Source organism: Pseudomonas sp. EGD-AK9 (genome assembly GCF_000465935.2).
Taxonomy (GTDB): domain Bacteria; phylum Pseudomonadota; class Gammaproteobacteria; order Pseudomonadales; family Pseudomonadaceae; genus Aquipseudomonas.
The window spans coordinates 1-7368 of the sequence record NZ_AVOF01000158.1 but is presented as its reverse complement, the minus strand read 5'-3'; the positions used below and the strand labels follow the sequence as shown (position 1 = coordinate 7368).

Sequence of the window (7368 nt, the reverse complement as noted above, 5' to 3'; positions counted from 1 at the left end):
GCCTGGGCACGCATCGACGAGGCGCGGGCGGCGGTGCTGGCCATGGCCGGTTCGGGCCAGGCGCACTACGGCATCAATACCGGGCTGGGCGCGCTGTGCAACGTGGTGCTGGCGCCCGACGAGCTGCAGCGCCTGTCGCGCCATACCCTGATGAGCCACGCCTGCGGCATCGGCGCGCCGCTGCGTGCCGAGCAGGTACGGGCGATCATCTGCTGCGCGGTGGTCAACTACAGCCACGGCCATTCGGGCGTCAGCCGCCAGGTGGTGGAGGGGCTGCTGCAGCTGCTCGAGCACGACCTGCTGCCGCAGGTGCCGGCGCAGGGCTCGGTCGGCTACCTCTCGCACATGGCGCATATCGGCCTGGCCCTGCTCGGCGTCGGCGAGGTGGAGCTGGCCGGCCGCCGTCTTGCCGCCAGCGAGGCGTTGCAGACCATCGGCCTGGCGCCGCTGACGCTGGGGCCCAAGGATGGCCTGAGCCTGGTCAACGGCACCCCGGCGATGACCGGCTTGGCCTGCCTGGCCCTGGCCGATGCCAGCGCCCTGGCGGACTGGGCCGACGTCGTCGCGGCGATGAGTTTCGAGGCGCTCGGCTGCCAGCTCGACGCCATCGACCCGGCGGCGATCCAGCGCAAGGCGCACCCCGGCATGCAGCGCAGCGCCGCCAACCTGCGCCGGCTGCTGGCCGGCAGTCGGGTGCTGGAACTGAGCCAGGGCGAGCGCCTGCAGGATGCCCTCAGTCTGCGTTCGATTCCCCAGGTCCACGGCGCCTGCCGCGACCAGTTGCGGCACGCCGCCCGGCAGGTGGTCGACGAGCTCAACTCGGCCACCGACAACCCGCTGGTGGTGCGCCAGGGCGAAGGCCATCGGATCATCTCCCAGGCCAACCCCCACGGCGAGTCGGTGGCGCTGGCCTGCGACCTGCTGGCCATCGCCGTGTGCGAGTGGAGCAGCATCGCCGAGCGCCGCGCCTTCCGCCTGGTGACGCCGCAGGCCAACAGCCTGCCGGCGTTCCTCACCGCCGAGGGCGGGGTCAAGTCGGGGATGATGATCGCCCAGTACAGCGCCGCCTCGCTGGTGGCGGACAACAAGCGCCTGGCGCTGCCGGCGGTGACCGACAACTTCCTCACCTCGGGTCTGCAGGAGGATCACCTGAGCCTGGGCGAGAGCGCCGCGCTGAAGCTGGACAAGGCGCTCGACAACGCCTTCCATGTGCTCGCCATCGAGTACCTGCTGGCGGCCCAGGCCTTCGATTTCATCGAGCACCGGCCCTTCGGCACCGGCACCGGGCACGCCTGGCAACGCCTGCGCGAGCGGGTCGCCCACTACACCGAAGAACACCCGCTGTACCTGGATATCCGCGCCTGCTACCAGCTGCTGCGCGACGCCCACACTCTGGCCGCGCTGCGCGAGCAGCTGGCGCCCATCGACTGTTGAGGTAGTAGAGTCATGCCCGTTCTGCATATTCGCCCCGGCCAGCTGACCCTGGCCGACCTGCGCGCCGCCTACCAGGCGCCCGTGTGCCTGACCCTGGACGCCAGCGCCTATCCGGCCATCGACGCCAGCGTCGCCTGCGTCAACCAGATCGTCGCCGAGGGCCGCACCGCCTACGGCATCAACACCGGCTTCGGCCTGCTGGCGCAGACCCGCATCGCCAACGCCGACCTGGAAAAGCTGCAGCGCTCGCTGGTGCTGTCGCACGCCGCCGGCATCGGCGAGCCGCTGGACGACGCCATGGTGCGGTTGATCATGCTGCTGAAGATCAACAGCCTGGCGCGTGGTTTCTCCGGCATCCGCCGGCAGGTGATCGAGGCGCTGATCGCCCTGGTCAACGCCGAGGTCTACCCGCATATCCCGCTCAAGGGCTCGGTGGGCGCCTCCGGCGACCTGGCGCCGCTGGCGCATATGTCGCTGATCCTGCTCGGCGAGAGCCAGGCGCGCCATAAGGGCGAGTGGTTGCCGGCCACCGAAGCGCTGGCGCTGGCCGGCCTGGAGCCGATGTGCCTGGCGGCCAAGGAGGGCCTGGCCCTGCTCAACGGCACCCAGGTGTCCACCGCCTACGCCCTGCGCGGGCTGTTCGAGGCCGAGGACCTGTACGCCGCCGCCAGCGTCTGCGGGGCGTTGAGCGTCGAGGCCATGCTCGGTTCGCGAGCGCCCTTCGATGCGCGCATCCACGCCGCCCGCGGCCAGCGCGGGCAGATCGACGCGGCCGCCGCCTATCGCCATCTGCTCGGCGCCAGCAGCGAGATCGGTCGCTCCCACGCCGCCTGCGACAAGGTGCAGGACCCCTACTCGCTGCGCTGCCAGCCGCAGGTGATGGGCGCCTGTCTGACCCAGCTGCGCCAGGCCGCCGAGGTGCTGGCGGTGGAGGCCAACGCGGTATCGGACAACCCGCTGGTGTTCGCCGCCGAGGGCGAGGTGATTTCCGGGGGCAACTTCCACGCCGAGCCGGTGGCCATGGCCGCCGACAATCTGGCCCTGGCCATCGCCGAGATCGGTGCACTGAGCGAGCGCCGCATCTCGCTGATGATGGACAAGCACATGTCGCAGCTGCCGCCCTTCCTGGTGGCCAACGGCGGGGTCAACTCCGGCTTCATGATCGCCCAGGTCAGCGCCGCCGCACTGGCCAGCGAGAACAAGGCCCTGGCCCACCCGCACAGCGTCGACAGCCTGCCCACCTCGGCCAACCAGGAAGACCACGTGTCCATGGCCCCGGCGGCCGGCAAGCGCCTGTGGGAAATGGCCGCCAACACCCGCGGCGTGCTCGCCGTGGAATGGCTGGGCGCCTGTCAGGGCCTGGATTTCCGCGAAGGGCTGAAGAGCTCGCCGGCGCTGGAGCAGGCGCGTCAGGCGCTGCGCGCCAAGGTGCCCTACTACGTGGAAGACCGTTTCTTCGCCCCGGATATCGCCGCGGCGAACGACCTGCTGGCCGAACGGGTGCTGACGCCGTTGCTGCCGGCCGGGCTGTTGCCGTCGGGCTAACCCTCCGACGCGGCGCCAGCGATGGCGGATGCCATGCACAGCCAGGGGCGGCTGTGCATGGACAACTAACCGCGCGCTAAACATCGACTCGCAATAACTTCCGCGTCGCTTGCAGGGCGGGGCTAGCCCCTGCGTGCCTGTTTCCCACGTTCAACAAGAGTGCCAGCTGCTGCATGGCATTGCGGCAGGGCTTTGTCCGTAAAAACACAAAAATAGAGGGTGACCATATGTTGTTCGATAACTATAAGAAACACCGACCGCGCTATATGTTTTGCGCCGCGCTGCTGTTCGCGCAAGGCGTGGCAGCGGCGCCGGTGACCGAGAATCTGGACATCGGCGGGGCGCTGCGGGCGCGTTTCGACTACGACCCGGATCGGGATATCCAGAAGTTGTCCTTCGATACTTTTCGCATCGACGTGAATTACCGTTCGGAGACCTGGATCGGCTCGGCGCAGTATCGTTTCTATGGTGGCTCCTATCCCTACGATTATGTCGACAGCATTGGCGACGTCTCTTTCCCGGCCTGGGCCTGGATAGGTTACAAGTTCGATGAAACGCAGCAGGTGCAGGTCGGCATCAATCAGATGCCCTTTGGCCTGTTGCCCTATTACGGCAGCACCTTCTACCTAGGCCTGGGCAACGTCATCGGCCTGGAGGACGTGCACAACCTCGGCGTCAAATACATCAAGGACGATGCCGACTGGAGCCTCCACGCCGCTTTCTACCCCAGTGACGGCGGCCAGTGGACGGGCACCAGCCGCGGCGGCAAGTCCTTCTCGACCAACGTCGCCGACGCCGACGACTACGTGGTCGACGGCAGCGACAACGACGAGCAGAACAAGCTGGTGCTGCGTCTGGCGCGCAAGCTCAGGGTCGGCGGCTGGTCGTCGGAAATCGGCGGCTCGCTGCTGACCTCGACCCTGGAGAACCAGGACACCGGCAAGGATGGCCGGCGCTCGGTGTTCGCCGCGCATTACCTGGGGCAGAACGGCCCCTGGGGCGTGCAACTGCAGGCGACGCGGCAGCAGATGGAGCCGAAGAATGCCGGCACCGACAAGGTCGTGACCTTCGGCAGTTTCGACGGCACCTTCAACGTGGCGTCCAAGGGCAACCTGTACCTGGCCGACCTCAGCTACGACCTGCCGGGCAGCTACTGGCTGTTTTCCGGCGTGAAGCTGTACGGCAACTACAGCCGCTTCGACAAGTCGGAAAGTTCTTTCGAGGATTCCGAGCGCTTTATCCTGGGCACCTCGTTTTCCTTCAAGGAGCTGTGGATCGCCCTGGAATGGCTGCATGGCAAGAACGATCCTTACCTGGGCGGCAGCAGCTACACCCAGAGCCTCGGCAGTGGCGGCAGCGACCAGTGGGAAAATCAGCTCTACGCCAATATCGGCTACTACTTCTGAGTCAGCCTGAAGCGGCACGCTGAGTGCGTCACAGGCACAGGTCGGCGATCCGCCGGCCTGTGCCCCATATTGTGGCAATCGCCCGCCGTTGTCCCTACGCGCGGGCGAGAGGGGAGGCTATCATCTGCGCTTCGGGTACAACCCAAGGAATCGCAGTGACCAGCACAACCCCCCGCTACCGGGCGATCGAGGAATACCTGCTCGAGCGCATCCGCGACGGCGCCTATCCGGTCAACCACCAGATCCCGCCGGAGGAGCAGCTGGCGCGCGATTTCAGTGTCAGCCGGATGACCGCCAACAAGGCGATCCAGAATCTGGTGCAGCAGGGCTATCTGGTGCGCCAGGCCGGACTCGGCACCTTCGTCACCGACCGCAAGGCCGAGTCGCCGCTGCATGAGGTGATGAACATCGCCGCCGAGGTACGCGGCCGCGGCCATGTCTACGGCAACCGGGTGGTGCGCTGCGAGGCCATCGCCGCCGACGACGAGGTGGCCCTGCGCCTCGGCCTGCGTCTGGGCGCGGAGGTGTTTCACAGCATCCTGGTGCACCTGCAGGACGGCCTGCCGATCCAGCTCGAGGATCGCTTCGTCAACCCGCGCTGGGTGCCGCATTACCTGGACACCGACTTCAGCCAGCACACGCCCAACGAGGTGCTGGTGGCCAGCTGCCCGATCTCGGACATCGAGCACGTGGTCGAGGCGGTGCTGGTGGATGCACCTACCGCCGAACTGCTGCAGATCGACCCGGCCATGCCTTGTTTGAGCGTGATCCGCCGCACCTGGTCGGAGGATCACCTGATCAGCTACGCGCGGCTGATCCATCCCGGCGATCGCTACAAGCTGCGGTCGCTGCATAAACGCCGGGGATAACCCGCCCGTAGGGTGCGCGCGGCACCCCCCGCGTCAATCGCTGATTAGCTGATCCACCAACGCCGGATCGTCGATAAAGCGGTTGCGGGTGCCCTGCAGCGCCTCGATCTTGTCGTTGCGTGCCTTCTCCTCGGCATCCGGCGGATCCAGCCGGTGCCAGGCCTTGTACATCGGCACCAGGCCGACGATGGGCAGGTCGTACTCGACGTGCATGTAGAAGATCGCCCGGGCGATATTGCCCTTGGCCTCGTCGCGCGGTTCCACCAGTTGGAAGCTGGTCTTCAGGTCGCAGCCGATGTCGGCGAACTTGCTCGGCACATCGTCGGCCAGGTCGGCGAACTGGGCGTTGCGCCGCGCCAGCTCGACGCGGGTCAGCGCCGGATAGTGGTTGTGCAGGTCCGCGGCGATATAGGGATAGCGCGGATTCATGATGGTGCACTGACGGTCGGTGACGCAGCGCAGCGCGCTCTTGAGCTGCTTGCTGCTGTAGATCGGGCTGGCGGTGACGGTGCCGCTCTCGCCGTCGAAGGGCTTGGCGCAATACAGCGTGGTGCCGCCGGCGCCGTAGAGATCCTGCCAGAAGGCCTGTGCGATGGCCTGCTTGGGATCGCCCAGTTGAGTCTGGCCAGAAGCCAGGACGAACGTGCCAAAAGCTGTTGCCAGGCAACCGAGAATCAGGGTGACTGCGCGCATGATCGAGCCCCAATGACCGCCGTTGACGGAGTCTGTTGTTTTTGTAGGACAAACCGGAGTCTAGCAAGACGCGCGTCACAAGATAACCCCGAGCGAATGCTTGGTTGGTTGCCTGTAAGCCATGGCTTACACAGGCTGCCGCTTATCGCCACTGTCGGGCGATTCGGCACGGGCGTACTCTTCTGCTTACGGATTCAGCGCAGGAAGCGCACAAACGAACAGGGACACACTGGACAGCCGCCAGGACGGTGAGCAGATCAAGGATGTCAGGACTACAGTCTGCAAGGCCCCGCAAACGCGGGGTTTTCTTTTTTGGGGCGTTCGCCCGACCTCTTCGGATTCCCGCGCTGCTGGCCTAGCTCGCCGCAGGGTGCGCCGCGCACACCCATCCCTACCACTATCGGCTCAGGCCGCGCGTCGCTCGGCGTGCAGTCGCTCGAACCAGTCCAGCGTCTCGTCCCACAGGCGCTGGGCGGCGGGGCGGAAGTAACCCATATGACCGATAGTGCCCAGGCCTTCGGCCTGCGAATCGAGCGTGCGCGCCTGGTAGGGCGCGTTGACGTAGGCGGCCATGAAGGCATCGCGCGAGGCGGGCGGCGCCCACAGGTCGTCCAGGGTGTTGAGCGCCACCATGGGCGTGGCGACTCGGGCGAAGCGTTCGGCCAGACCGGGCATCTGCGGGTCGTCGAAGAAGTAGCGCGGGTAGCGGCACCAGCGCTTCCACTGGCGGTACACGCCCAGCGGCAGGTCCTCGCCCATGCCCAGCTTGCTCCAGGCCAGGTAGCCCTTGTAGCGCGTCATCAGCGGGCCGATCAGCCGCCACATGGCCAGCACCCGCACTTGTTCGGCCTTGGGCATCCAGCCGTGCCAGCCGGCGCCGGTGCCGAAGGTGTAGAAGCCGGTCACCTGATCATGGTTGGGCAGCAGGCCGAAGGCATGGCCGCCGAAGGAGTGGCCGACCATGAACAGCGGGCGTTCGCCGTGCCGATGCTGATCCACCGCGGCGGCCAGGTCGAGGTGCGCCCAGTCCAGGTAATCCATGTCGAAGCCGCGCAGGCTGGCCGGCTTGGACTGGCCGACGCCGCGGTAGTCCAGGGTCAGGGTGCTGAAGCCGCGGGCGGCGGCGTGTTCGGCGAAACGCCGGTAGAAGCCCTGCGGCACCCCGGTGGCGCCGGCGATCAGCAACTGCGCGCGGGGTTCGCGCGCGTGGTACAGGGTGGCGGTCAGCGGGTAGCCGTCGCGGGCCGCCAGTGCTACGGCTTCGCTGAGGATGGTCGGGCGGTCGTGGTTCATGGCAGTGGCACTCGTTGCTGGCGGGTCAGGTGGAACAGGGCGTCGGCGGCCTGGCGCAGCGGCTCGGCGCTGCCGGCGACGCGGGCCTGCAGCAGGCCGCCTTCGTAGAGGGCGACGAACAGCGCGGC

The 7368-nt window shown here is 67.2% G+C and carries 6 protein-coding genes; 4 read left to right on the top strand and 2 right to left on the bottom strand.

Going from position 1 to position 7368, the window contains the following annotated elements; genetic code table 11:
* The 4 genes from hutH (N878_RS08915) to hutC form a co-directional block, all read left to right on the top strand.
* On the top strand, window positions 1-1434 hold a 1434-nt coding region (gene hutH / locus N878_RS08915; protein WP_021443319.1), incomplete at its 5' end, for a histidine ammonia-lyase.
* A gap of 12 nt (window positions 1435-1446) precedes the next feature.
* Window positions 1447-2979 (top strand): histidine ammonia-lyase, encoded by a 1533-nt coding sequence (gene hutH / locus N878_RS08910; protein WP_021443318.1) that lies wholly within the window; start codon window positions 1447-1449, stop codon window positions 2977-2979.
* 266 nt (window positions 2980-3245) lie between these two features.
* Window positions 3246-4385: a hypothetical protein gene (locus N878_RS08905; RefSeq protein WP_031302938.1), complete on the top strand. Its 1140-nt coding sequence runs from the start codon at window positions 3246-3248 to the stop codon at window positions 4383-4385.
* Window positions 4386-4540: 155 nt separating this feature from the next.
* A complete protein-coding gene (gene hutC, locus N878_RS08900; protein ID WP_021443316.1) occupies window positions 4541-5254 on the top strand; it encodes a histidine utilization repressor in 714 nt (237 codons plus the stop codon).
* Between the two features lie 33 nt (window positions 5255-5287).
* Here the strand turns inward: hutC and N878_RS08895 are convergent, their stop codons facing one another.
* Together N878_RS08895 and N878_RS08890 are read right to left on the bottom strand one after the other, a co-directional pair.
* A complete protein-coding gene (locus N878_RS08895; protein WP_021443315.1) occupies window positions 5288-5947 on the bottom strand; it encodes an endonuclease in 660 nt (219 codons plus the stop codon).
* A gap of 405 nt (window positions 5948-6352) precedes the next feature.
* Window positions 6353-7240 (bottom strand): alpha/beta fold hydrolase, encoded by an 888-nt coding sequence (locus N878_RS08890; RefSeq protein ID WP_021443314.1) that lies wholly within the window; start codon window positions 7238-7240, stop codon window positions 6353-6355.
* Between the last annotated feature and the right edge of the window lie 128 nt (window positions 7241-7368).